We start from the raw sequence: 23,101 nt of genomic DNA, 5'->3' as shown, positions 1-23,101 counted from the left end.
GCCAAAATAAAATCACCCGCGATGAAATTTGTAATGCTTTCTGTTCTTGTTGCCTGTTTCACCTGTTCGCTGCATGCTCAGGTCTATACGGGGGACTCTACCGAAATCCAAAGCATCCTGAAGCATATTGATGCTTTTTCCCAGGCCTACATGAACGGCGATTATGACGCTATCGCCAATGCATACACCAGGGATGGGAAAATAATGCCCGCCGGCACTAAAATTATTGAAGGCCGGACTGCCATCAGGGAACGCTGGGTTCTGCCGGAGGGCGTTACGGTCCCTTACCACAAAATCAAGCCGGAAGAAATTAATATTTTAGGTGACACCGCTTACGATATCGGCTACTATGAGGGGCGTACCCGCCGCGCCAACGGAGAGGAATCAAGCTGGCAGGGGAAATACGTCATCATTTGGAAAAAGGTGGAGGGAAACTGGAAAATCTACGTGGATATCTGGAACAGGGTAACGGAGCCGGAAAAATAAACCGGAAGGGGTAAGGGACAGTAGAACTGGTTGGAGCAATAATGAAAAAGGATTGGAAAACGGCAATCGGGCTTCCCAATCCTCTTTCAGAATAATCTTTCTATTTACTTATTTGCCTTTGGCAATCATCTGTTCCACACCACCGGTAAACTGCTCTACGGTTGGGGTATAGCCGGTTTTGCCAAGTGCTTCTATTTCGTAATTGCCCGACTCTTTGTTGCGGTTCAGATTGAATACCCAGATAGTAGGGTAGCCGCGCACGCCAAAGCTCTGCTGCAAAGAATAGTTCTGCTGACGGATTTCTTCGGGGATTTGCTTGCGGCGTGGGAAGTCCAGCTCTAGTAGTACCACATTTTCATTGGCCCACTTTTTGAAATCCGGCTTTTGGAATACAGCGGCATCCAGACGTTTGCACCAACCGCACCAGTCACTGCCGGTAAAATTGGCCAGGATGGGCTTGCCCGTCTCTTGCGAAATCTTGTAGGCTTCATCAATATCCACCAGCCATCCGGCTTTGGTTGCTTTGTAATCATCCTGTGCGCATGCGAAAGTGCCCATGAGCAGGAATGCAAAAAGAATGCTGAATTGTCTCATAAATGTATTTTCGGTTTTGAACTTCCTGTGCGGTTTACTATACAAAATTACAATATTACAAAAGAAAAGATGCATTCCACACAGTTAGCGTTGTGTTAAGGCAGGGATTACTTGATCCGAAGCAGATATTCCACTATTTTTCTCAAAATGGAAAATGTATGCTAATCACTCGCCTGATTTTCACCCTGGCATTAAGTCTGTTAATGGGTGCCTTTGCCTATACCCAGCAATTATGGATAGAAGAAACGCTCGGCTACGATGATGTCACTCAGTCCTGGCTACCGGTAGAGCGTATTCAGTATACCTACGAAGGAGGGGAGCAGGTAAAAACCAAAACCTGGTACTCCTGCGAATTTGGGGATAGCACATTGACATTGGTACAACGGGAGACTTACGATTATCTGCCTGAGGGCAAACTGCTCCGAACCACTGGTGAAAACCCGGGAGACAACGGCGCTCTGCAGCGTACCTACCAATGGGATTACTTCTACTACGATGACGGGGGGATGGCGAAAGAGGAACGAAGAACATTCCGAGAAGGGGTAGCGGACCGCCTGGAGGTTACTCATTTTGATGCTGCCTCCGGGCAAAAAGACGCTGTGTTGTACTTCTCTTTCGGGGAGGACGGAATGCCTAATCTCCGGCAGCGCTCACTTTTTACCCATGAGGGAAGGCTGACCACTGAGGAAGTGTACATTTTGCAAAACGGCGAGTGGGTGATCGGAGGCAGAAGAGAGCAGGAAGTCGATGAATTTGGAAATCTTATCCGCGCATGGACCAACATTAGTGATTATATGCAGGAAGAAGCTTTCCTTTTTGCGTACGATGATTATGGTAACCAAGTGCTTTCATCCTATCTCGTGGACCCGGGAGGCCCTGAACCCGGACTTAGACCAAGCTATCAGATTACAACGGCATATGAGTACGAAGGCGGGCGTATTCAAACGGCTATCAGGAATAGTACTTTTTACCATCTGCACAATGGAGCGGTTGAGTCAGAAAGTCAGCTGGAGGATCAGTATGCCTACTTTTGCGACGGTGTTTTAAAATCCATCCATAACTTTGATGTATCCGGCAACCTCATTGGCCAGACCCGCTACTATTACCTGAACGGGACCGAATGTGACCCCCTAAAGAGGAGCAGTTTTGAGGTGCGGGCCTATCCTAACCCCACCTCCGGGCTGCTTATCCTTGAAAGTGACGGGCTTTTCCTGAAAGACAGTGAGGTTCAGGTTTATGACAGCAGCGGCAGATTAATGAAAAGCCTAACCGCCCGCAACCGAATTGATTACCTGGAATTAAACCTTACAAACTTACCCTCCGGCGTCTACTTCTTATCGCTAAGGTCAGGGGCTGAATCCTCCACCGTCCGCGTGGTGAAAGACTGAAGTTTGATTTTCAGGTGATTGGGAAAGTAATTATTGACCCGGTTGGGCAGCATCTTGCCCCAGCCAATGCCCCAGCCATCGTAACGCATCAGGTGCCAGCCTTTTTGCCCGGGGCGGGCAGGGAGGGCCGCTTTGCGCAAATAGTCCAGTGCGGTGTCTTGGTCGAGGTCCGCTACGGGCGTATCCGGGTGCAGGTGCAGGGATAGGCTCAGGGCGTGGTCCGGTATCAGGTGCTTGCCTTTCATTAGCCCCACCGGCGTGCCAGGGTCTAGTCTGGGCAGGCTTTGCGATAAGATGCTGAGTAGTGGAAGTGCGCCCTCCGGCACGGCATACAGTTGCCCCTTTGGGGTGGTAAGGATATTGAGTTGGGCTTCAGGGTCGAGCCAGGATAGGGCAGCCTGTTCAGTAGCCTTAGGCACTTTCGTGAAATAGCGCAGTGGGGTCTTTGTTGACCGGTTGGTTGCTTTTCCCTCTTTGCGCAGCACCGCCAGGTAGAACCCTTCGCTGCGGGTGCGGTGCGGGTAAAACTGGTACCCCAGGCCAGTAGGCGTAATTCCCCAGTCTTCCGGCAAATCAAAAGAGACGGTCTCAAAGCCTCCTTTTTCAAGGATTCGGGCCACCTGATCGTCGTTTTCCCCCTCATTATAGGTACAGGTACTGTAGATGAGGATGCCACCCGGCGCGATGAGGGGCAGCGTATTATCAAGGATATCCTGTTGCCGGCTTTCACAAGTGGCCACATTTTCAGGATTCCACTCCTTTGTGGCATCTGGCGTTTTGCGGAACAAGCCCTCACCGGAGCAGGGGGCGTCCACCACCACCAGGTCGAACCGGCGCGCCAGGGGCGAAAAGCGCTCACTATCCGCATGCGTCGCAATCACATTGGCCCGCCCCCATTTGGCCAGGTTCTCTCTAAGAATGGCGTAGCGGCTTTTAATCACCTCATTGGCCACCACAATGCAATCATCAGGGAGGGCATTGAGGAGCACAGTGGTCTTGCCGCCCGGTGCCCCGCAGAGGTCCAGCGCGGTGCTGAAATCCTGCTCCTGCCGAAGCTGCTCCACCACATAGGCCAGAAACATAGAACCGGCTTCCTGCACATAGTAGCGGCCAGCGTGAAAGTGTGGGTCTAATGTGAAGGAGGGGCGTTCCGGCAGATACTGCGCAGTGCGGTTCCAAAGCACAGGGGAGCCTTCATAAATGGGCGCTTCCGTTTTGGCCCGGTTGTAATTGATGCTCACCGGAGCCGGGCTGTTGAGGGCTTCCGCAAAGGCAGCCCAGTCAGGGCCCAGTTGGTCTTGCATGCGTGCTTCAAACGCAGCGGGTAATGCCGGCATAGTTTATGATTGAGCGGTAAAGATATAAAGTACTATCTTTATTGCCTACTCATACTTCACAAGGCATGACTTCCAACACCATCGCTGTCCTCCCTTTCGTCAACCGCAGCCCGGACCCCGACAATGAATATTTCTGTGACGGCATCACAGAGGAGATCATTAATGCCCTTGCCCGTATCGAACAGCTCAAAGTCACTTCCCGGACTTCCTCTTTTCAGTTTAAGGGGCAGGCGATGGCTGTCAGGGACATTGCCCAACAGCTTGGCGTAGAGGTCATTCTGGAAGGCAGCATCCGGCTCTCCGGGCGTAAAGTCCGCATCATGGCGCAGCTTGTGCAGGCCGAGGAGGATTTCCACTTTTGGTCGGAGACCTGGGACCGGCAGCTGGATGATATTTTCGCCATACAGGATGAGATTAGCCTCTTGATTGCTGACAAACTCCGCGAACAGTTCGGGCACTTCGAAATTGAAGACCACCTCGTGGAGCCTCAAACCGACAGCCTTGATGCCTATGCCTACGCCCTGAAAGCCCGGTACTACCACAATCAATGGAACCCGTCTGATGTCAAAAAAGCCATTGAGCTCTTTGAGAAAGCCATTGTGCTGGATCCCCGGCACACTGAATCCTACGTAGGCCTCGCGGATGCTTATGGCTTTTTGGCGACCACGCAGTTTATGGATCCGGGTGAAGGCTGGCAGAAAGCTGCGGCCTACACGCAACAAGCCTTCGAGCTCAACCCTAAAAACGCCGGGGTACATTATCAGCTGGCCAACCTGGCTTTTTTCACGGAGTGTGACTTTGCGAAAGCTTTTGAGCACGCCCTGGAATCCATCCGCTTGAAGCCCAATTATCCGGAAGCGCAGCAGTTTGTCGCTTTTCTCTATACCCTGGAGGGCAGCATGAAGGAAGCGGAAGAACACCTGGGGCTGGCACTCCTCATCGACCCGCTCTCGCAGGAAACCCTGTTTTTCAAAGCTTTTTTTGATTACCGCAACGGCGATTACAAAAGTGCACTCCGGCAGCTTGATGCCTGCCTGCAAGCCAACCCCAATAATATACCCGCTTACGTACAGCGGTCTTACTGCCTGCTTATGGAAGGGCATTATCAGGAGACTCTCGATTTTATCCATCAGATTCCAAAGGATATTACGGTAGAGGGTGATAAGCTGGGCATCATTTGCATAGCGCATATCCTGGCCGGGCACCAAAAGGAAGCGGCCGCCACCCTGGAATTACTCCGGGCTGAAGCGGCAAAACCAGCTGCTTTTCAGGCGCATTCCTACCTGTTTATGGCTTATGCCTGTCTTGAGGAGGCGGATGCTGCCTTCGAATGGCTGGAAGAGGCCCTCAAGCTTAATTCCTCCGTGTTGCTGCTGAGCTACAGCGGACAATTGTCCAAAAGGCTGAGCCGTGACCCCCGCTATCAGGTTTTCCATGAACGCCTATACGGCAGAGGGGGGCGGGAAGAAGATGCCGAACAAAAATCAGCTTTGCTGGATGAAGCTACCTCGGAAGAATACCGTCAGCGGCTCCTGCAATTCATGGAGGAGGAAGAACCCTACCTGAATCCGGGCTTATCCCTGCGCAGCCTGGCCGAGCAGATCGAAGTCCACCCCAATAAATTGTCCTGGCTGCTCAACGAGAGCCTGGGCAAAAACTACAACACCTTCATCAACGAATATCGCGTGGCGCACTTCAAAAAGCTCGCCCTCGATCCGGCCAATGCACACATCTCTCTGCTCGGGCTGGCTTATGAGAGTGGATTCAACTCCAAGACGGTCTTCAACACCTATTTCAAGAAGGCAACCGGTATGACGCCCCGGGCTTTCCTGAAAAGTGCGGATTCCGGTTCGGGAATATAAATCCGAACGTCTGCCTGCTTTTTCAGAACGCAGCGCCCTGCTAAAGGGGCTTTCTTTGCATCATGAATCAGAAAAACACCACTATCATGACTGCATTGAAAATGAAAGCCGTCGTCATGACGGGCTACGGTTCCCCCGACGTTTTGACTTTTCAGGAGGTGGACAAGCCTGCTCCCCAACCCCACGAAGTTCTCATCCGGGTACACGCCTCCTCCGCTACCACTGCCGACGGCATGATGCGGACTGGCACGCCCTACTTTGGGCGGTTGATGCTGGGGCTTACCAAACCAAAGCATCCGATTCCGGGCACAGGCTTTGCCGGTCAGGTGGAGGCAGTAGGGGCGGAGGTGACAAAGTTTCAGCCGGGCGACCGCGTGTTTGGCGAAACCACTCTGGGCTTTAGCACCAACGCAGAATACGTTGCCGTTCCGGAATCCGGGGTCATCAGTTTGATGCCCGATCAGTTGAGCTACGCTGAGGCTGCCCCATTTTGCGACGGGGCCATCACCTCCTGGAATTACCTTCGCCACCTGGCTAAATTACAGCCGGGGCAACATGTGCTGGTCAACGGTGCTTCGGGCAGCCTGGGCACTGCAGCCGTTCAACTGGCTAAATTTCTGGGTGCCAAAGTGACCGCTGTTTGCAGTACCCGCAATCTTGGCCTGGTGCGCGCTCTGGGAGCCGATGAGGTGATCGACTATACCCGCAAGGATTTTACGAAAGGCACAGAAACCTATGATTTCATCTACGATACCGTGGGCAAAAGTTCTTTCAACGCCTGTAAGCCAGTGCTTAAGGACAACGGGCAATACCTCTGCCCGGTGTTGGGGCTGCCACTGCTGCTGCAAATGTTGGCCACCAATATCACGGGCGGCAGGAAGGCGGTTTTTGCAGCCACCGGCTTGCGGTCGGACGAAGAACTGCGCGGCATGCTCAAGGAGCTCATCGAAATCTACGAAGCCGGTAAGCTCAAAATGGTCATCGACCGGCAATATCCACTCGAAAAAGTTGCGGAAGCCCACACCTATATTGCCGCCGGACGTAAAAAAGGCAATGTGGTCATCACCTCTGCCGAATAAATCCAACCCTTCAAATCTTTAAGGATGAACCCCAATTATAATTATGCTGCCATCGCAGGCGGTACTATCGTTGCCATGGCGCTGGCTGCCGGATTTTCCTACGGTTACGTCTGGACGACGCTGGTTGACTTTTCAGCCCCGGTACAAACGATCACCAATATCAAAAATGCCCTGCCTGTCTTCAGGGCAGGCATTGCCGGCTGGTTGTTCATTGCCTTATGTGACGTAGTGGCTGCCTGGTCTTTGTACCTGCTGTTTAAAAGTACTCATCCCGGCCTGGCCCTTCTGGCCGCTATGTTGCGGCTGGCTTACACTGGTTTTTTGGAAATGGCTATTGGCGACCTGCTCTCTGCTACCGCTTTACTGGATAACGGTGCAAGCCTTTCCCCGGACCTGCTGAATCAGCAAGTATTGCTTCAACTGGAATCCTTTGAGGATACCTGGTCGCTCGGGCTGATACTGTTTGGGCTACACCTGGCAGCGTTGGGTTTGTTAGTCCGGCAGACAAAGGCTGGGCATTGGATTTGGGGAATTTTGCTCCTGATTGCAGGATGCAGCTACACTTTACTTCATTTGCAAAACCTTCTTGGCATTGCACCGAATTTGCCCTGGGGCACTATTGAAAATATCTTAGCGGTCCCAATGACCATAGGAGAGCTGGGGTTCGCCCTGTGGTTGCTGATAAAACGGCCGCAATTCAATTCAAAATAAAACAAAATGTCCACATTTTTTAAATCTGAAGCGGGCCGGGCAGCAGTCTTGTCCCTGTACGATCAAAAACTGCAAGACCTCGGTATTGAATACCAGTCACAAACCGTACGTACCCAATTTGGAGAAACCCACCTGCTGGTCACCGGCCCGGTCGATGGGCCTCCGCTCATGATTGTGCATGGGTCCAACGGCTGCGCCCCAATCGCCCTGGAAACCTATCCCAACCTGACCAAAAAATACCGGGTCTACGCGGTGGATGTCCCGGCACAACCTAATAAAAGCAAAGGAGAGCGCCTGAGTATGTCCGACTTGTCCTATGGGCAGTGGATGAACGAGCTGCTTATCCACCTTGAGCTGGAAGACGTCACCCTGGCTGGCTTTTCCTTCGGGGGGCTGATCATACTCAAAACCCTGGCTTTTGATGAATCCCGTATCAAAGCCGCCTACCTGGCTGCTCCCGCTTATATTGTCAACGGCAACCCGCTGAAGTTGCTCTGGAAGATGTTTATTCCAATGAAACGGTATATGAAAACAGCGAAGCCAAAGCATATCCGCCGGTTTTTAAGTGAAATCTTCACCGATGATGACCCGTTCGCGCTGGCATTTCTTTCACAGGTATTCCTCCATTTTGAAATGGATTTCACACCGGTCCCCGTCATTTCAAAAAAAGAAGCGGGCCGTATCCGGACGCCGGTCACCCTCTTTGCCGCCAAACAGGATTTGGTATTCCCCGGTGAAAGAATGATCAAACGGGCTAAAAGAATATTCCCAAGCCTTCGGCAGGCCGTTTTATTTGAAGACTCCAAACATGTGCAGGCCCGTGTCCATAATGATCAGATTGAAAAGTTCATCATGGAGGCCTGATGTGCCGGATCAGGTCGAAAAGCCGAAATTTTTTGGCGGAACCGTGCGGGAAGGGGGGCACGCAGCGTCCGCAAAGTGTCACGCGAAGCTCGCAAAGAGCTGCGCGAAATCTGTTTCATACTTAGGGGGGCATTTCCCCTTTGTGTGTATAACGAACTGCACAAAACAGAAAGTGACTACCGGCTATCAACATCAGGGATGCAACCCTCTGTATTTAAGCGCAATAGCTGCTGGGGTAGAGCTTTCCGCTCTGCTCCAGCTTATCCACGAATGCTGCCAGGCTTTCAAGTAGTGCTATTTGTTACGCACACTTCTCCTCTGCGTCAACTGAGTTGCTCTAAAATAGCTACCTTGAAGCCTAACCGAAACCAAAACCTATGAAATTCGGAGCCTTCTCAGTCAGTCTGAGCGTTATAAGCCTTGAATCCTTTTAAGGATGAATCCCGAAAAATATTCCAAAAGTTGTATTTTGTGCTATTGGTGCATTCTATTGGAAAGCGCTCATTTAAATTTGATTTGGAAGGTAATTTAATCTGGCAGGAAACGATTGTAGAATCAGGACCGGTTTACCCCAATTCCGCCCGTATTGTAAGCGTGCAGGATGATGAAATCATGGTTAGCTTTTCCTTAGGATACGATGTGGTGTTGATAAGAATGGATACCGCTGGAAATGTAATTTGGGAGCGAAAATTTGAAGGAGAGCGTTTGGATATCTCTGTAGGAGGGATTCAAACACTTGATGGTCATTATCTTTTACTAGCGAATACCTCTAGCTATGGGAATGGAGAATTTGATGTGATGCTTACAAAAGTTGATCGCCAAGGTGAGATTATTTGGGATAAGGTTTATGGTGGCACTGAATCTGATGCAGCTTTCAAAGTAGTAGAAAAGGCCAATGGCGATTTGTTAGTGCTTGGCAATGTCAGGAGAGAGATTACTGCTCTGTCAGAGACTAATTTGTTTATTCTTGAGACCGATAGTGAGGGGAATCCAAAGTAGCCAATGCGCATAATCCCTGGGTGACGCTGACGACGTACATGTGATACAGAAGCCCTAAAAGCCAGGAGACTGAAACTGGCTCAGGAAGCAAAAGAAGCAGTCAAAGCTCCGGCGAGTGTTGCATTGGCAGAGACGGACAGGAATCGGATTTTAATTGATCAACATGTTTAGAATGCTTTACCGGCTTTGTTTCATCGCGCTGCTGCTGCCTTTTTGGGGCAGCGCCCAGGAAGATTTCCTCCGGGGAGCAGATTTATCCTACGTCAATGAAATGGAAGATTGCGGAGCCGTCTTCAGTTTGAACGGGGAGGCCCAAGACCCCTACGCTTTGTTCGCCAATGCGGGCTGTGATATCGTCCGCTTACGCCTCTGGCATACGCCAAGCTGGTATGACACCCTCAACGCCGGGCGGCGCTACAGCGATTTTGAAGACGTTTGCCGTTCAGCAGAGCGGGCGAGGGCAGCGGGTATGCAAATCCTGCTGGACTTTCACCTGTCTGACTTTTGGGCAGACCCTGGCCGGCAGTGGATACCCGCCGCCTGGGCACCGGTGGCTGATGATCTGCCGGTACTGCAGGATTCTTTGTACAACTACATCCACGGCACCCTCATGGCGATGCACGGGCGCGGGCTGCTCCCGGAAATGGTACAGGTGGGCAATGAAACCAACCGGGGAATCCTGTTGCCCATCGCCGTGAATGATGCTGGCTGGGTGCTAGACTGGGACCGCAATGGCCCCCTGTTTCAAACCGGACTACAGGCTGTGGCCGATGTGGAAGCCGCAACCGGGCAAAATATCCGCACTGCCCTGCACATTGCCGGCCCCACTAATGCCCACTGGCTGATGGAAGGCTTCAGCGATCATGGCGTTACGGATTTTGACATCATCGGGCTTTCGTATTACTGGCAGTGGCACATGCCCGCCACCATTCAACAAACGGGCAGCATTATCAGCAGCCTTCGGGAAGCCTATCCGGACAAGGAAGTAATGATCTTCGAAACCGGATATCCCTGGACGTTGGATTGGGCAGATGAGGCTTCCAATATTCTTACCACCGCCCACCCGGACTACGCCCCGATCAGCCCGCAGGCCCAAAAACAATGGATGCTGGACTTGGATGCAGCAGTCCGCAGCAATGGTGGTTCCGGGCTTTTCTATTGGGAGCCGGCCTGGGTGAGTACGGATTGCCATACCCCCTGGGGGCAGGGCTCGCATAAGGAGAATGCTACCTTTTTCGATTTCAGCGGAGCCGTTTTGGACAATGGCGGTATGGACTGGTTTGGGGCAGCAACGACATCCGTTGAACCACAACCCATACAGGAAACGCCCGCTGTTCAGCTAAATTACCTGGGGAACCGTACCCTTTCGATAAAAGTGCCGCCCGGTCTTCCCGACAGCCTCACCTGCCAGGTGTTCAGTATTGATGGCAAGGGCGTGGCAAGCTATGCTCTAGCACAAGGGAGCAACACCCTGCGATTGTCTGAAGTGCCACCGGGGCAGTACGTGGCTTTGGTGCAGGCGGAGCAGGTTATTTATTTTACGCGGTTGATTCCAATACGCTAATTTGCAATTCAGCCACCTCTGAGTGCAATTCAGCCAGTTGTTTTTGCCCAAACGCTGTATAACCAGCAGTTTTGGATCAAAAGCAACCGAGATGAAACCGACATTTTTCCTTGCTGCATTTCTAATCCTGACTACCGCCCTGAACGGGCAGTCCATCCTGGCCGGGCGGGTACTGACTGGCAAAACAGACCCGGCAGTAGGAGCGAACTTGTACATCAAAGGCACTTTCGATGGCACTTCCACGGATGCGGATGGACAATTCCACCTGCCTTACCTGCCCGGCGACAGCCTGACGCTTGTGGTGTCCTACATCGGTTTTCAGCAGCTTGAAAAGCAGATCCCCACCGGTAAGGACAGCCTTTGGCTTGAATTCCGCCTGAAACCACAGGCCAGCGAACTGCAGCAGGTCGTCATCTCTGCAGGGGCTTTTGAGGCGAGCGATGAGAAAAAAGCGGTATTGCTGAAGCCCATCGACATCGTCACCACGGCGGGCTCCAACGGCAATATCGTAGCCGCCCTCAATACCCTGCCGGGCACGCAGTCCAATGCTGAAGACGGGCGCATATTTGTACGCGGCGGTGATGCCCATGAGACACAAACCTTTATTGACGGGCTTCGGGTGCCCAATCCTTACACGAGCAATGTGCCGGATCTGCCGGTCCGTGGGCGCTTTTCCCCCTTCCTGTTCAAAGGGACTTCCTTTAGCACAGGCGGTTACTCTGCCGCATACGGCGATGCCCTTTCCTCCGCCCTGGTTTTGCAAACCAAAGACCTGCCGGAAGCTTCCGTTACAAGCTTGTCTATGATGACTATCGGGGCGGGGGTTAGCCATACCGAGCGTTGGGAAAACAGCGCACTTTCGGCAGGCGTGGACTATACCAACCTTGGCCCCTACACCCGGCTCGTCCCTCAGAATATCGACTGGGAGGACCCGGTCACGGCACAGGGGGCTCAGGTGGGCTTCCGCCAAAAAATGAGCAATGGCGCTCTGCTCAAAGCACAGGCCAATGCACAGTGGTCGGGCTTCTCCATGCGGCACCCCTTGCCGGAAAATCCCACAGAGCAGTCCCTGCTGAGCCTGCAAAACGACAACTACTATGGCAGCGCTACCTACCATCAGCTGATTGATGAGGAATGGCAATTGGACGCAGGCCTTGCCGCCGGATACGATAGTGAGCGCATTGATCAGCATTTTTCGGTTGACCGGTCAAACGCCATGATGCAGGGCCGCGCCGTTGCCATCCGCTACTTTGAAAACGACTGGGCCCTAAAGCTCGGGACCGAGTGGATACACAGTGACTTTGACGAGCACTATCAGGACACAGAATCGGACATCCAAAGTGCCTTTCAGGAGGACTATATCTCCGCTTTCGCAGAAACGGAAGGCTACCTGGGTGAAAAAATTGCCCTGCGGGCAGGACTTCGGGCAGAGCGGTACAATCTGCTTGACGCCAACCGGTTGTCCCCGCGCCTTTCCCTGGCCTATAAAGCTGGTCAGGGCGGACAGTTTGCCTTCGCCTACGGGCATTTTTACCAGGCGCCACAGCAAGACTGGCTGCGGTTTACCCAAAACCTGAGCCCGGAGCGGGCCGATCATTATCTGGTCAACTATCAGTACCGCAAAGGGGGGCGTACGATCCGCGCTGAGCTTTACCATAAGGAATATCAAAACCTGGTGCAGTTTCCTGCCGGCACTCCCTGGCTGGCAGAGAACTCCGGTGAGGGCTACGCCCGCGGGCTTGACTTATTCTATCGGGACCGGGTGAGCATTCCCAACGGCGACTTCTGGGTATCCTATTCTTACCTGGATACGGAGCGCCACTATGAAGATTTTCCGGTGGCTGCCACGCCTGATTTTGCGGCAAAGCACAACCTGTCGGTGGTCTACAAGCACTGGATTCAGGAGCTACAGACTAATGTGGGGCTAACTTACACGCTCGGCAGCCCACGCCCCTATGACGATCCAAATACCCCCCGGTTTAACGATTTGCGTACCCCAACTTTCCAGGACCTCAGCCTAAACCTGAGTTACCTGACCGAGCTGTTTGGGCACTTTACCATCGTGCACGCCTCAGTGAGTAATGTGCTCGGGTTTGAGCAGTCCTTCGGGGAGCGTTTCGGCAATCAGCCGGACCCCAACGGGCGGTTTACTTCCACGGCTATCCGCCCGCCGGCCCCAAGGTTCTTTTTCGTGGGCGTCTTTGTCTCCATAGGCGAAGGCAGCACCTTTAGCAACTAATTTTTTACATCATAAAAATCCAACTATCATGAGAGCTTTAATCATTCTTTTCAGCTTAGCATTGTCCATTTCCACCTTCGCACAAAACGACCGGTACACCGCCGCCATGGAAAAAGCAGTGGGCGAGCTGCAGGCGGCCGAGCAAACCCGCGACTTTTCCGCTCCGGCCAATACCTTCGAGCGCATCACCGCTGCTGCTCCGGAAGGCGAGTGGCTGCCGGCCTACTATCAGTCTTACTGCCACATCATGCAAGCGGTAGGCGCTATGCAGCAGGGCAAGCCGGACCAAATCACCGCTTTCCTGGAAAAAGCGCAGAGCGCATTGGATAAAGCCAAAGAGATCTCTCCCGAAAATCCGGAAATTCTCGCCCTGCAGGGTTATATTTACACAGGGCATATCTGGGCGGACCCTATGGGGAATGGGCCAATGTACAGCCCGCAGAGCGTAGCCGCTTACCAAACAGCTATCGAAGCCGGGCCTGATCATCCAAGAGCTTACCATCTGATGGGCATGCACTTGTTTTATATGCCTGCTATGTATGGCGGCGGCCCGGCGCGCGCATTGCCTTATTTGGAAAAAGCAGCGGAACGGTTCGAAAGCTACGAGCCTGCGTCGCCAATGCACCCAGCCTGGGGCAGCTATTTCAACAAGCAACTACTGGAACAGGCTACTGCTAAACTGGAAAAAGAAGAAAAATAATGGCAAATCGAGATGCTAGCTGGACGCGAGACCTGAGGTGGAAAAGCCTCCTCAAACAATTCCTGCTGGGCGGGGGGGCAATCACTCTTACCTTCGGCTGGTATTTGCTTGCCGAAGGGGAGTGGGTGGAATTTCTGTCCAATTTCACGGTGAACGGTATCCTTTGGGTACTCATCGGAATAGGTAGCGGAATGCTGGTAGAGTGGTTAGACACTAAAATACCCTGGCTGGAAGCCCCCGCAAAAAGGGTAGTAGTAAGCCTGGTACTGATGGTGCTCTATTCGCTCGTTGTGGCCATGCTGGTGCTTTTCCTTTATGCAGGCCTGGTTTACGGCATCGCTCCTTTGCAGGCTCTGAGAAATGTGGGCTATACCTTCCCGCTGACGGTAGTGCTGATTACTTTATTCGTGGGGACTTTCCTGCATGGCCGCGGCTTTTTCCTCGCCTGGAAAGCCTCATTCAAGGAAGCCGAGGAGCATAAACGGGCCGCCCTGGCAGCCAAGTATGAAGCCCTCAAAAACCAGGTGAATCCACATTTTCTGTTCAACAGTTTCAATGTGTTGTCTAACCTGGTCTATAAAGATGCCGATCTCGCGGCGGAGTTCATCCAACAGCTGTCTAAAGTGTACCGCTATGTTCTGGAAACGCAGCAACAGGAGCTGATTTCACTGGAGCAGGAGATGGAAATGCTCAAAGCCTACCTCTTCCTGCTGGAAATCCGGTTTGGAGAATCGCTGAAAGTGGAGACCGCAGTGGACGTGGAGCCAACCGATGCCGTAGTGCCCCTGACTCTTCAAATGTTGGCGGAGAATGCAGTAAAACACAACATCGCTTCCAAAAAGCAGCCCCTGCACCTGTCGATCACCCGGCAAAATGGGACGCTAACGATCAAAAATTCCCTTCAGCTAAAGGGAAATCAGCAGACCTCCCTGGGCGTAGGGCTGCCTAATATTCAGGAACGCTACCGCTATCTGTGCGGGCAGTCCCTGGAAGTGAAGACAGAGAACAACACTTTCTCTGTCAAAGTACCTATCCTTCAACTCAACGAACAATAATGCGTGCACTCATCCTGGAAGACGAAGCACTCGCAGCAGAGCGCCTGCAGCTAATGCTGGAAAAATTGCGGCCTGATATTGAAATCCTGGCCATTTTAGACACTGTAGAGGATGCAGTGAGCTATTTTAGTACCGGTGTCCGGCCTGATCTGGCTTTCTTTGATATTCAGCTGGCAGATGGGGCGAGTTTTCAGGTATTTGAATCGGTAAAGGTGCCCTGTCCGGTCATTTTCACGACGGCTTACGATCAGTACACGCTGAAAGCCTTCAAAGTCAACAGCATTGACTATTTGCTCAAACCCATTGGAAAGGCCGACCTGGAGCAGGCGCTGGCACAGTATGAAGATTTGAAGGAGAAATTTGGGCAGCCTACGGTTCAGCTAAAGCAGGTGGAGCAGTTGCTGCAATCCATGCAAAGGCAATACAAAGAGCGTTTTGTGGTGAAAACAGGGCATCAGTTCCTGAGTATTCGGGCAGAAGACATCAGATATCTATTTACGGAGCATAAAACAACCTGGATCCGCCACGCTGACGGAAAAAAGCATGCGCTGGAGTACACCCTGGAGGAACTCGAAGCGCTGCTTGATCCAAAGCACTTCTTCCGGACCAACCGGCAGTACATCGTCCACATTGAGGCGATTGACCAAACGACGGTTTACTCCAATGCCCGTCTGAAAATTAAGCTGCAGGATGGGGAAGAGACGACTGTAAGCCGGGACCGGGTAAGTGATTTTCGGACTTGGCTGGGCGGGTAGAGCGCAGTGTGGCGTGCTTTTGAAAGGGTAGAAATCAGAATTGGGAAACCAGCGAACATGCTGGTTTCCCAATTGCCGGTTTACCCTTCTTTCAACACCTCGCGGGAGATGACCAGTTTCTGAATCTCAGAAGTGCCTTCTCCGATGGTGCAAAGTTTGGCGTCCCGGTAGTATTTCTCCACAGGGAAATCTTTAATGTAGCCATAGCCACCAAATATCTGAACAGCCTCATTGGCAATCGCCACGGAAGCTTCAGAAGCGTAGTACTTGGCCATAGCGGACACTTTGGTTACCCGCTCGCCATTGTCTTTCATGCGCCCGGCTTTGCGGGTGAGCAGCTCAGCTGCCTGGATTTTAGTCGCCATATCAGCCAACTTGAAGCCGATGGCCTGGAAAGAAGAAATCGGCTTGCCAAACTGTTGCCGCTCCTTGGAGTATTGTACGGATGCCTCGTAGGCGCCTTTGGCAATGCCAAGTGCGAGAGCAGCAATGGAGATCCGGCCGCCATCCAGGATTTTCATGGACTGAATGAAGCCATCGCCTACCTCACCGAGAATTTGGCTTTTGTGCACCCGGCAGTCATTGAAGATCAGCTCTGCCGTTTCGCTGGCGCGCATGCCCAGCTTGTTTTCCTTTTTGCCGGCTTCGAAGCCCGGTGTGCCCCGTTCAATGATGAAGGCGGTCATACCGTGGCTGTCCAGTGGCTCGCCGGTACGGGCAATCACAACGGCTACGTGGCCCGATTTGCCGTGGGTGATGAAGTTCTTGGCGCCGTTGAGCACGTAATAGTCGCCATCTTGTTCTGCGACAGTCTTCATGCGCCCGGCATCACTCCCGGTATTGGGCTCTGTAAGGCCCCAGGCACCGATAAATTCGCCGGTAGCCAGTTTGGGCAGGTACTTTAGCTTTTGCTCCTCATTACCAAACATCAGGATATGATTGGTGCACAGAGAGTTGTGGGCAGCCACGGAAAGCCCAATCGATCCGCATACCTTACCGATCTCTTCGATCACGGTGATGTATTCCTGATAGCCCAGCCCGGAACCGTTGTATTTTTCCGGAACCAATACGCCGAGGAAGCCATACTGTCCCATTTGCTGGAACACTTCTACCGGGAACTCCTGGGACTCGTCCCATTCCATAACGTGAGGACGGATGTAGTTTTCAGCGAAGTCGCGCGCACTTTCTTTAATGAGCTGCAGATTATTGATGGTTTCAACACTCATACAAATAACGATTTGAGATAATTTGAGAATTGGTTAGGGTAATTGGGCAATATACGGAAAAATAAGGTTTCCTGAAACGGGCTTTGCGTCCGGGCGTGTATAACAAATTGCACAAAACAGAAAGGCAAACCTCTGCACTTAAGCGCTAGGGCTGCTGGGGTAGAGCTTCCCGCTCTGCTCCAGCTTATCCAAAAGGCAAACAACAAATGCTGCCAGGCTATTCAAAAAGTGCAATTTGTTATTCAGACTTAGTCCGGGAAGTATTGCACCAATCCAATTTAATAAATGGCAGAAACCCTGACTTGGTTCAGGCAGGGGTGTCAGAAACAGGCAATTTTGAAGCGTAGAGCGTGGTAACGTAAGCGGGAGCGCTCTAACCTTCGAAGAAGGTGAAGCGCTCCCGCTTGCAAAAACAGTTTTACTACTTCTTAATCCTTAACGGGCTCTGTCACTTCTGCCCGGCCAGCCAAATCAAGCAGGAAGGCATACTCCATAGCGGTTTCCTTATAGCGTTGGTAGCGGCCCGAAGCGCCCCCGTGGCCTGCCTCCATATTGGTATGCAGCAGCAGCGGGTTCTGATCGGTTTTGACTTCACGAAGCTTGGCAACCCACTTGGCGGGCTCCCAGTATTGCACCTGAGAGTCGTGCAGCCCGGTCGTGACCATCATAGCCGGGTATTCCTTAGCTTCCACATTATCGTAGGGCGAGTAGGACTTGATGTATTCGTAGTAGGTTTTGTCTTTTGGATTGCCCCATTCGTCAAACTCACCGGTCGTCAGCGGGATAGACTCGTCGAGCATCGTTGTGACCACATCCACAAAGGGGACCGCCGCGATTACGCCTTTCCAAAGGTCGGGGCGCATATTGATTACCGCGCCCATCAGCAAGCCGCCGGCGCTGCCGCCCATGGCAAACAACTGCTCTTTGCTGGTGTAGTTTTCGGCAACGAGGTGGTCTGCAACGTCAATGAAATCAGTAAAGGTGTTTTTCTTGTTAAGCAACTTGCCATCTTCGTACCAGTGGCGGCCCATTTCCTCCCCGCCCCGAATGTGGGCAATAGCATAGGCGAAGCCCCGGTCGAGCAGGCTAAGGCGCACCGAGCTGAAGTAGGGCTCCATGCTGTTGCCGTAGGAACCGTAGCCGTACAGTAGCAGGGGCTGAGTGCCATCCTTTTTGAAGCCTTTGCGGTACACCATGGAGACGGGCACTTCCACGCCGTCCCGGGCTTTGACCATCAGCCGCTCTGATTGGTACTCCTCCGGGTTGAAGCCGCCGACCACTTCCTGCTGCTTGAGCAGTTCGAAGGTCCGCCCTTCCATGTCGTAGTCGTAAGTGGTATTGGGGGTAGTCATGGACGTGTAGCCAATGCGCAGAATTTTAGTATCAAATTCCGGATTGACGGACGTGTAAGCCAGATAGGCGTCCTCCCCGAAGTCGATGTAGTGCTCTTCACCTTCCCAAGGGCGTACCCGTAGCTGAGTGATGCCGGCCTTGCGCTCAGAGAGCACGAGGTAGTCCTTGAAGATTTCCATGTCTTCCAGCAGCACATCTTTGCGGTGGGGGATGACTTCTTCCCAGTTGTCCTTTGTAGTCTTTTCTTCCGGTGTTTTCATGAGCCGGAAGTTTTGGGCATCCAGGTTGGTCCGGATGTAAAAATGGCCGCCAAAGTGGGCTATGCTGTACTCCAGCCCGCGTTCCCGGGGCTGAATAATGCGGAATTCCCCTTCAGGCTTATTGGCGTCCAGAACCCGGTATTCCTGGCTAAGGGTAGCATAGGAGCCCACTACGATATATTTATCCGATTTGGTTTTGTAGGCAAATGCCAGGAAGGTGGCATCGTCTTCACTGTAGACTTCCACATCTTCCTCAATTGGTGTGCCGAGGCGGTGGCGCATGACCCTATGACTGCGCAGCGTGGTCTCGTCCTTGAGGGTGTAAAATACCGTTTCGTTATCATTGGCCCACACCGCACTTCCGGTAGTGCCGGGGATGGCATCGGGCAGCATCTCTCCGGTTTCCAGATTTTTGAAGCGGAGGGTGTAAATGCGGCGGCTTAGGGTGTCTTCCCCGTAGGCCAGCAGGCGGTTGTCGGGGCTGACTTCCCGACCGCCAATATTGAAGTAATCAAAACCCTCCGCCAGTTCATTGGCGTTGAGCATAATCTCCTCCGGGGCATCAAGGCTGCCTTTTTTGCGGCTGTAAATCGGGTACTCCTTTTCTTTTTCGAACCGGGTAATATAAAAATAGCCATTATCCTTGTAGGGTACGGAGGTATCATCCGGCTTAATCCGGCCAATGATTTCCTGATAGAGCTTTTCCTGGAAGGTATCCAGGTGGCTCATCATGCTTTTGGTGTAAGTGTTTTCCGCATTCAGATAGGCGAGTACTTCTTCGTCCTCCCTTTGGTTGAGCCAGTAGTAGTCGTCTATGCGTGTATCCCCGTGAATGGTAAGTTCTTTAGGTTTTTTGGCGGCTTGTGGAAGTTCAAGCCCGGTTTTTTCGTACATCTTGCTGGTTGTTTTTTCGGTTTGGCCAGCGGGGTCGTTCCCGCAGGACAGCAGCGCAGCCGTTAGCATTAGCGCCATCAGGAAAGTAGATAATCTCATGATTAAAAATTAAGGTCCGGTGAAAGTTTAGTAAGAGACACGATAAATGAATGTAAGTATCAAAGATTGCAGGAAAATTTTGAAAATTGAGGGTAAATTAGTGCTAATCATTTTCTGCCTGCCTACTTTTGCCACCCATGCGCCTACGCACGTCATATCGGCAGATCCTCTCCATTTCGGCTCCTATCATGTTGGGCAGCGCCGCACAGAACGTGGTGGCGCTTAGCGATAGCGTGTTTTTGTACCACCTGAGCGAGGAGGACTTTGCCTCTATTGGCTTCGTAGGCGTCTTCTATCTGGTCATCGCTGCCATTGGCTATGGGTTCTCACGGGGCGGGCAGATTATGATCGCGCGCCGGGCAGGAGAAGGCACCCTGGAAGAAGTGGGGCGGACGTTCTACTCTATGGTCTACTTCGAGCTGGCGCTGGCAGTGGTCATGTTTTTTATCATGCAGTACGGCTGCTACTACTTTTTCGGGCTGTTTGTCAATTCGGAAGTCGTTTTCACGAAAAGCCTGGAATACCTGGATACCCGCTCCTGGGGCGTCTTTTTCAGTTATACCGGGGTGGCTGTAATTGCGCTGTATACCGGGGTGGCCAGGACCACCTTTATTATTGTGGATACTATTATTCTGGGCATTGTCAATATTGCGCTCAACTACGGGCTGATCTTCGGGCACTGGGGCTTGCCGGCCATGGGCATTGCGGGGGCCGGACTGGCGAGCACAATCGCGGAAGTTGTTGCCTTTGCCGTATTTATGGTATACATTTTCTTTGACCGGGAAGCGCACCGCTACCGGCTGTTCAAGCTGCCCAACGTGGACCTGGAGCTTATCAGGCAGCAGTACAAGCTGGCCCTGCCCATTGTGGCGCAGTCTTTTGTCGGGCTGGGCAGCTGGTTCGTCTTCTTTGGTATTGTGGAGAACCTGGGCGAACGCGAACTGGCCATTACCAATCTGGTGCGCATGGTCTACCTTATTCTGTCTATCCCCACCTGGGGCTTTGCCAGTGGGGTGAATACGATGGTGAGCAACTTCATAGGGCAGCGCAAGCGGCAGGCGGTCGTTCCCATCATCTGGAAGACAGCAAAAATCTGTTGGCTGACTACGATGGTGCTGACTCTTCCGGTGGTCCTTTACCCGCACGAACTGCTGTATCCGCTCCTGGGCGGGGCTGACATGTCGCTGATTTCCGACGCACAACCGGTTTTCTATGTGCTGGTGGGCATTCTGACGGCCTTCAGTATCGGTAGTGTGTATTTTAATGGATTGGCCGGGACGGGAGCGACCTTCTTCGGGCTGGTCATACAGACCATCTGCGCCGTTGTCTACCTCGCATACATCTACATCGTCGTCAACCATACCAACCTGGGGCTACCCTGGGCGTGGGCTTCTGAAATCCTCTATTGGATTGTGATGATGGGCATTGTCTTGTGGTACATGCGCTCTCAACGCTGGCATGGGCTGGAAGTGTAGCCCCATGGTTTTTTATTGCCGGAATTCCCCGTACTTTTACCTCAAAATACAGACTGCTATGAAACGAGCCTTTTTACTTTTTTGCCTGTTTGTTTTGACCCTGCCGCTGCTGGCACAGGAGATTGAAGTCCCTCAGACCCATCACCCGCTCATAACCAAGCGTACGGCCACCTGGTGTCCCAAATGCGGTGGCTACGGCTGGGAACTGTTCCGTGACCTGCTGGCGGACAATCAGTCAGAGGCGCTGGTGGTTGCCGCCCACTTTGGCAGCAGCATCCTGACCAACAGTGTCTCCAATGAACTCACAACCGCACTCGGTGGCTTCGGGCAGCCGGTTTTCTTCCTGAATACCGAAAACCTCGGCGTTACGAGCACCAATATCGCAACGGTTCGTCAGGATGCAGCCACAACAGTTGATGATTTCAATGATATGCAGCCCATAGCCCAAACAGGACTACTGGCACAAGTCACGGACGACAGTCTTATCGTGCAGACGAAGACGCATTTCTTCGAAGGTATTGACGGAGAGTCGGTTAATCTTTCTGTCTATCTCATTGAGCCTACCGTTATTGCTAATCAATCCGGGCAGGGGGCAATGGCAGAGCACAAAAACGTACTCCGCCATTCTATGACGGGTACAGCTTTTGGAGAAACCATCGCAAGCGGTGGCGCGAATGCGGGCGATGAGGTGGAAAAACGCTACAGCATAGCAATCAATGACCTGCAGGTGCAGGATATCAATACGGATAACCTGGGCAACAACAGCCTTATCGTGGCCGCTGTACTTTGGCGTGGCAATGCCGGAGGATTTGAGGTGCTCAATACCAATCAGGTGCGGGAGTCTATGCTGACGGCGGCCCCTGATTTTGAATCCCGGGCCAGCCTTGAGGTATTCCCTACGCCGGCTGTATCGGATATGACGGTATCCCTTGAGCTCCAACAGCCGCTCCCTGGTGCTCAGGTGGTGCTCATGAACAGCAATGGGCAGCGAGTGCGCAATATATTCAGCGGGGCACTGTCAGCTGGGGAACATACCTTCGCGCTGCCCCGTTTGCAGTTAGCTGCTGGTGCTTACTGGCTTCAGCTAACCGATGGATTGGAAACCATAAGCCGTAAACTGATCATCCAATAGTATGAAATCTGTAATTTGGACAGGGTTGCTGTTTTTGTTGGCCGCGCAAAGCACCTGGTCACAGGATACTTTCTCGATTGTGGCCGTTGATCCGGCTACGGGTGAGGTAGGCAGTGCCGGTGCCACTTGCGTGGAAGGCATTGGCAGCCTGGGCGGGGTGATTTTGCTGAGCGGGATTATTCCGGGGCGGGGCGGGATTAATGCACAGGCTTATATTTGTGTTAATCCCCACATCAATTTGGATAACGGAGTGGCTCGCTTGTCCGAAGGCAATACGCCGCAGGAAGTCATCGACTGGCTGGTCGCAAATGATGCCTGCTTTTCGCAGAATTTCAACCCGGAGTACCGGCAGTACGGGGTAGCAGCCCTGAATGCTCTTGGTGAACCGGAAGTAGCAGCTTTCACCGGTCAGAATGCTGATGACTGGAAGGGGCACCTCCTCGGAGCCAACTATGCGATACAGGGCAATATCCTGCTAGGCCCGGAAGTACTGGAGGGTATGGAATCAGGTTTCCTAAATACACAAGGTACCCTTGCGGAACGCCTTATGGCCGCCATGCAGGGCGCCAATATCCCCGGAGCGGATGCCCGTTGCCTGGATGCCGGGACGTCTTCGACTTCTGCCTTTTTGCGGGTGTTTAAGCCCGATGATGACCTGGATAATCCCTGGCTGGAGCTCAATGTAGCTGAAGCGCCCGCTGGCGTGGAGCCCATCGATTCCCTGCAGGCGTTGTTTGATGCCTGGCTGCTGACCTCTTATGAGGAAGCGGAAGGTATCTACGGCTTCAGCGTTTTCCCCAATCCAACTCAATCGGCCGTAGAGGTCTCTGTTGCAGGCCTTGAGCAACAGGAGGAACTCTCTGTCAGCTGGTACAATGCCAGCGGGCAGCAGTTGGGGCAGCAACTGTTACGAGCCGGCCGCAGTATGGTAACCTTGCCTAAACAAGCCGGTATATACTGGATTTGTCTTCAGGGCCCACAGGGACAGGTGCTGCGACAGGAAAAAGTAATCGTACGATAACCGGGCTG

Annotated in this window: 19 protein-coding genes; 15 read left to right on the top strand and 4 right to left on the bottom strand. The window is 52.6% G+C overall.

Translation table 11 applies throughout. The features are described 5' to 3' along the window. Positions 1-21 precede the first annotated feature (21 nt). On the top strand, positions 22-486 hold the full coding sequence (locus ACO08I_RS05505) for a YybH family protein (RefSeq protein WP_044228449.1): 465 nt from the start codon (positions 22-24) through the stop codon (positions 484-486). Between the two features lie 108 nt (positions 487-594). Here ACO08I_RS05505 and ACO08I_RS05500 read toward each other — a convergent pair whose 3' ends face one another. Then, positions 595-1,080, bottom strand: coding sequence for a thioredoxin family protein (locus ACO08I_RS05500; protein ID WP_044228446.1), 486 nt, complete (start codon positions 1,078-1,080; stop codon positions 595-597). Between the two features lie 158 nt (positions 1,081-1,238). On the opposite strand from ACO08I_RS05500, the gene ACO08I_RS05495 reads away from it, so the two are divergent. After that, entirely contained in the window at positions 1,239-2,468 is a 1,230-nt protein-coding gene (locus ACO08I_RS05495) for a T9SS type A sorting domain-containing protein (RefSeq protein ID WP_421948750.1), read from the top strand. Here the strand turns inward: ACO08I_RS05495 and ACO08I_RS05490 are convergent. Then, a complete protein-coding gene (locus ACO08I_RS05490; protein ID WP_421948749.1) occupies positions 2,408-3,805 on the bottom strand; it encodes a methyltransferase RsmF C-terminal domain-like protein in 1,398 nt (465 codons plus the stop codon). The genes ACO08I_RS05495 and ACO08I_RS05490 overlap by 61 nt on opposite strands. A 65-nt stretch (positions 3,806-3,870) precedes the next feature. Between ACO08I_RS05490 and ACO08I_RS05485 the strand changes: the two genes are divergently transcribed. The 10 genes from ACO08I_RS05485 to ACO08I_RS05440 all read left to right on the top strand — a co-directional run bounded on the left by ACO08I_RS05485 (position 3,871) and on the right by ACO08I_RS05440 (position 15,633). Beyond that, complete coding sequence (locus tag ACO08I_RS05485; RefSeq protein ID WP_282784253.1) at positions 3,871-5,667, top strand: helix-turn-helix domain-containing protein; 1,797 nt, start codon at positions 3,871-3,873, stop codon at positions 5,665-5,667. Positions 5,668-5,753: 86 nt separating this feature from the next. After that, complete coding sequence (locus tag ACO08I_RS05480) at positions 5,754-6,746, top strand: NAD(P)-dependent alcohol dehydrogenase (RefSeq protein ID WP_421948748.1); 993 nt, start codon at positions 5,754-5,756, stop codon at positions 6,744-6,746. A gap of 24 nt (positions 6,747-6,770) precedes the next feature. Then, complete coding sequence (locus ACO08I_RS05475; protein WP_282784249.1) at positions 6,771-7,457, top strand: DUF4386 domain-containing protein; 687 nt, start codon at positions 6,771-6,773, stop codon at positions 7,455-7,457. 6 nt (positions 7,458-7,463) lie between these two features. Continuing rightward, positions 7,464-8,321 carry an alpha/beta fold hydrolase gene (locus tag ACO08I_RS05470; RefSeq protein ID WP_421948747.1) on the top strand — a complete coding sequence of 286 codons (858 nt, stop codon included), beginning with the start codon at positions 7,464-7,466 and terminating at the stop codon, positions 8,319-8,321. A 420-nt stretch (positions 8,322-8,741) separates the two neighbouring features. Beyond that, complete coding sequence (locus ACO08I_RS05465) at positions 8,742-9,320, top strand: aryl-sulfate sulfotransferase (RefSeq protein WP_421948746.1); 579 nt, start codon at positions 8,742-8,744, stop codon at positions 9,318-9,320. A 163-nt stretch (positions 9,321-9,483) separates the two neighbouring features. Next, complete coding sequence (locus ACO08I_RS05460; RefSeq protein WP_421948745.1) at positions 9,484-10,884, top strand: glycoside hydrolase family 53 protein; 1,401 nt, start codon at positions 9,484-9,486, stop codon at positions 10,882-10,884. A gap of 91 nt (positions 10,885-10,975) precedes the next feature. Beyond that, positions 10,976-13,123, top strand: a complete 2,148-nt coding sequence (locus ACO08I_RS05455) for a TonB-dependent receptor (protein WP_421948744.1) — start codon at positions 10,976-10,978, stop codon at positions 13,121-13,123. Between the two features lie 28 nt (positions 13,124-13,151). Next, the gene (locus ACO08I_RS05450) at positions 13,152-13,823 is read left to right on the top strand and encodes a hypothetical protein (protein ID WP_421948743.1); all 672 of its coding nucleotides are present in this window, start codon (positions 13,152-13,154) and stop codon (positions 13,821-13,823) included. After that, positions 13,823-14,878, top strand: coding sequence for a sensor histidine kinase (locus ACO08I_RS05445; RefSeq protein ID WP_421948742.1), 1,056 nt, complete (start codon positions 13,823-13,825; stop codon positions 14,876-14,878). The genes ACO08I_RS05450 and ACO08I_RS05445 overlap by 1 nt, the downstream gene beginning before the upstream one ends. After that, the gene (locus ACO08I_RS05440; RefSeq protein WP_421948741.1) at positions 14,878-15,633 is read left to right on the top strand and encodes a LytR/AlgR family response regulator transcription factor; all 756 of its coding nucleotides are present in this window, start codon (positions 14,878-14,880) and stop codon (positions 15,631-15,633) included. The genes ACO08I_RS05445 and ACO08I_RS05440 overlap by 1 nt, the downstream gene beginning before the upstream one ends. An 80-nt stretch (positions 15,634-15,713) precedes the next feature. Here the strand turns inward: ACO08I_RS05440 and ACO08I_RS05435 are convergent, their stop codons facing one another. Together ACO08I_RS05435 and ACO08I_RS05430 are read right to left on the bottom strand one after the other, a co-directional pair. After that, positions 15,714-16,859: an acyl-CoA dehydrogenase family protein gene (locus ACO08I_RS05435; RefSeq protein WP_044228417.1), complete on the bottom strand. Its 1,146-nt coding sequence runs from the start codon at positions 16,857-16,859 to the stop codon at positions 15,714-15,716. 428 nt (positions 16,860-17,287) lie between these two features. Beyond that, positions 17,288-19,465, bottom strand: coding sequence for a S9 family peptidase (locus ACO08I_RS05430; RefSeq protein ID WP_421948740.1), 2,178 nt, complete (start codon positions 19,463-19,465; stop codon positions 17,288-17,290). 137 nt (positions 19,466-19,602) lie between these two features. Here ACO08I_RS05430 and ACO08I_RS05425 point away from each other — a divergent pair, with 137 nt between their 5' ends. Genes ACO08I_RS05425 through ACO08I_RS05415 form a run of 3 tightly spaced genes read left to right on the top strand, consistent with a single transcriptional unit; the run spans position 19,603 to position 23,093 of the window. After that, a complete protein-coding gene (locus ACO08I_RS05425; RefSeq protein WP_282784232.1) occupies positions 19,603-20,940 on the top strand; it encodes an MATE family efflux transporter in 1,338 nt (445 codons plus the stop codon). Between the two features lie 58 nt (positions 20,941-20,998). Continuing rightward, positions 20,999-22,072 carry a T9SS type A sorting domain-containing protein gene (locus ACO08I_RS05420; protein WP_282784230.1) on the top strand — a complete coding sequence of 358 codons (1,074 nt, stop codon included), beginning with the start codon at positions 20,999-21,001 and terminating at the stop codon, positions 22,070-22,072. Between the two features lies 1 nt (position 22,073). Continuing rightward, a complete protein-coding gene (locus ACO08I_RS05415; RefSeq protein ID WP_421948739.1) occupies positions 22,074-23,093 on the top strand; it encodes a DUF1028 domain-containing protein in 1,020 nt (339 codons plus the stop codon). Positions 23,094-23,101 lie beyond the last annotated feature (8 nt).

It is taken from the genome of Phaeodactylibacter xiamenensis, assembly GCF_965229835.1.
Taxonomy (GTDB): Bacteria; Bacteroidota; Bacteroidia; order Chitinophagales; family Saprospiraceae; genus Phaeodactylibacter; species Phaeodactylibacter xiamenensis.
The sequence above is the reverse complement of the archived record's forward strand: the minus strand, read 5'-3'. Positions and strand labels throughout refer to the sequence as shown.

Bases quoted from the DNA above. Each gene is read 5' to 3' on its own strand.
- ACO08I_RS05415 (WP_421948739.1), top strand. From the start codon at position 22,074: ATGAAATCTGTAATTTGGACAGGGTTGCTGTTTTTGTTGGCCGCGCAA.
- ACO08I_RS05445 (WP_421948742.1), top strand. From the start codon at position 13,823: ATGGCAAATCGAGATGCTAGCTGGACGCGAGACCTGAGGTGGAAAAGC.
- ACO08I_RS05420 (WP_282784230.1), top strand. From the start codon at position 20,999: ATGAAACGAGCCTTTTTACTTTTTTGCCTGTTTGTTTTGACCCTGCCG.
- ACO08I_RS05485 (WP_282784253.1), top strand. From the start codon at position 3,871: ATGACTTCCAACACCATCGCTGTCCTCCCTTTCGTCAACCGCAGCCCG.
- ACO08I_RS05430 (WP_421948740.1), bottom strand. From the start codon at position 19,465: ATGAGATTATCTACTTTCCTGATGGCGCTAATGCTAACGGCTGCGCTG.
- ACO08I_RS05470 (WP_421948747.1), top strand. From the start codon at position 7,464: ATGTCCACATTTTTTAAATCTGAAGCGGGCCGGGCAGCAGTCTTGTCC.
- ACO08I_RS05455 (WP_421948744.1), top strand. From the start codon at position 10,976: ATGAAACCGACATTTTTCCTTGCTGCATTTCTAATCCTGACTACCGCC.
- ACO08I_RS05490 (WP_421948749.1), bottom strand. From the start codon at position 3,805: ATGCCGGCATTACCCGCTGCGTTTGAAGCACGCATGCAAGACCAACTG.
- ACO08I_RS05435 (WP_044228417.1), bottom strand. From the start codon at position 16,859: ATGAGTGTTGAAACCATCAATAATCTGCAGCTCATTAAAGAAAGTGCG.
- ACO08I_RS05460 (WP_421948745.1), top strand. From the start codon at position 9,484: ATGTTTAGAATGCTTTACCGGCTTTGTTTCATCGCGCTGCTGCTGCCT.
- ACO08I_RS05500 (WP_044228446.1), bottom strand. From the start codon at position 1,080: ATGAGACAATTCAGCATTCTTTTTGCATTCCTGCTCATGGGCACTTTC.
- ACO08I_RS05480 (WP_421948748.1), top strand. From the start codon at position 5,754: ATGACTGCATTGAAAATGAAAGCCGTCGTCATGACGGGCTACGGTTCC.
- ACO08I_RS05505 (WP_044228449.1), top strand. From the start codon at position 22: ATGAAATTTGTAATGCTTTCTGTTCTTGTTGCCTGTTTCACCTGTTCG.
- ACO08I_RS05495 (WP_421948750.1), top strand. From the start codon at position 1,239: ATGCTAATCACTCGCCTGATTTTCACCCTGGCATTAAGTCTGTTAATG.
- ACO08I_RS05475 (WP_282784249.1), top strand. From the start codon at position 6,771: ATGAACCCCAATTATAATTATGCTGCCATCGCAGGCGGTACTATCGTT.
- ACO08I_RS05440 (WP_421948741.1), top strand. From the start codon at position 14,878: ATGCGTGCACTCATCCTGGAAGACGAAGCACTCGCAGCAGAGCGCCTG.
- ACO08I_RS05425 (WP_282784232.1), top strand. From the start codon at position 19,603: ATGCGCCTACGCACGTCATATCGGCAGATCCTCTCCATTTCGGCTCCT.
- ACO08I_RS05450 (WP_421948743.1), top strand. From the start codon at position 13,152: ATGAGAGCTTTAATCATTCTTTTCAGCTTAGCATTGTCCATTTCCACC.